The organism is Spiroplasma endosymbiont of Megaselia nigra, from assembly GCF_003987485.1.
Taxonomy (GTDB): Bacteria; Bacillota_I; Bacilli_A; order Mycoplasmatales; family Mycoplasmataceae; genus Spiroplasma.
Genome location: NZ_RCOO01000218.1, coordinates 1 through 1,726, shown reverse-complemented (window position 1 = coordinate 1,726; position 1,726 = coordinate 1). Strand labels below are relative to the sequence as shown.

The window sequence follows — 1,726 nt, the reverse complement described above, 5'->3', positions numbered from 1 at the left end:
AGATTAAGAAAAGGAGAAAAAAACATGAAAAAATTATTTAGTTTATTAAGTGTATTAACAATTAGTGGTACTGCTATACCAACAACAATTGCTGCTAGTCCTTATCAAAAAGAAGAAACTATCAAAAATAGTGATATTAATTATCAACAAACAAATAATTTAGAAAGTTTAAATAGAAACAAAAGAAATATTGATAATAGTAAAAATTATAATTTTATTTTTAATGATGTTATTTTTCCAAAATTTAGATTTTATATTTATCCAAATTTCGGAGCAGTAGTTTTATTAAATAAAATATATTTTATTGCAAATAATAATTATATTCGTATATATGATATAGAAAACGAAAATTATAGTGATTTTATTAATTTTGGAAACATAGAAATACGAAATATTTTTTCTTGAAAAAATAATTTATTTATTTATAGTAAAGATGGAAAAATATATAAGTATAATTTTGAAACATTAGAAAAAGAACTTATAATTAGTTTTCCAGAAAATTTTAGTTTTAGTATTCCTCCAAAAAATATAATTAATGAAAATAAGGTTTATTTTTTTTCATCTACCTCTAGTTGAATTATAGAATTTAATATAGAAACAAATGAATTTAAACAAATTTTAATTTCTCCAACAAATGAAATTCATTTCAATTCTGGAATTGAAATGAACAATAAACTTTATTTTATTACAAATAATGGAAATATATACAAATATGACCCAGAAAATTTAGGAGAAATAAAAAACTATCCAATAAAATATATTAATAAAATAAATGAAGAAATAAACAATGTTTCTTTAATTAAAATAAATAATAATGTTTATATAAATGACAATTATAAAAAAATATATAAATATAATTTAAAAAATAATGAAAGTATTATTTTTTTAGATAATTTAAATAATTTTAATAGTAAATTTATTTTTTTTAATAAAATTAACAATGAAGTTTATCTTTTTGATGAAAATGGTATTATTAATAAGTATAAAAATGAAGATGTTGTTTTAAATATAGAAAAACAAATAAAAGCGGGGTTATATTTTTATTATAAAAAACAAAATAATAATTTTAGAATTAAAGATATATCGAATATTAATTTAGATAATTTGATAGTTTCTGATATTTCTTTAAAACGAAAAAAAATGGATATAAAGCATTTATTAAGAGTAAAAATTTAGAAGATATTTGTCAAAATATTAGTGCTGTATTTACAAATAATACTACTATAGAACAAACGCAAAACAGCAATTCTTGTTCCGAAAAGATTGTAGAAACAAATACATTTCAAAAATTAAATGGATTTTCAAAAACAGAAACAAAATCAAATTCAACCACTACTGGAAAAAGTAATTCAAAAGCCGATAAAAAAGCGTGAAGTTGAAATTGGAATGCTAAAGTTGGTATAAAAACACAAGTATCCGTCGGAATTCCACTACTTGCAGAAGGAAAAGTTGAAGTATCTGGAGAAGTTGGCGGAGGTGAAACACGTTGAGAAGACACAACTTATACTGATTCTATAAATGAGGGAAAAACAACAACTTTTAATGTTGGTGATATTTCAAATACAGCAAATACAGAAATTCATACAAACACAAAGGACATAACAATTACTATACCATCTCAGCCAGTAAAAATACCGCCACATAGTAAATATAGTATTTTTGTTAAATCAAACAAAGTACTATCAGAATTTATTTTATCTTTAAATCAAAAAATCTACGGAAAAAT

Annotated in this window: 1 protein-coding gene; it reads left to right on the top strand. The window is 20.7% G+C overall.

Annotation, left to right across the window (positions count from 1 at the left end):
• The first annotated feature begins 24 nt into the window (after nt 1–24).
• Nucleotides 25–1,176 (top strand): PQQ-binding-like beta-propeller repeat protein, encoded by a 1,152-nt coding sequence (locus D9R21_RS06245; protein ID WP_126821515.1) that lies wholly within the window; start codon nt 25–27, stop codon nt 1,174–1,176.
• The last annotated feature ends 550 nt before the right edge of the window (nt 1,177–1,726 follow it).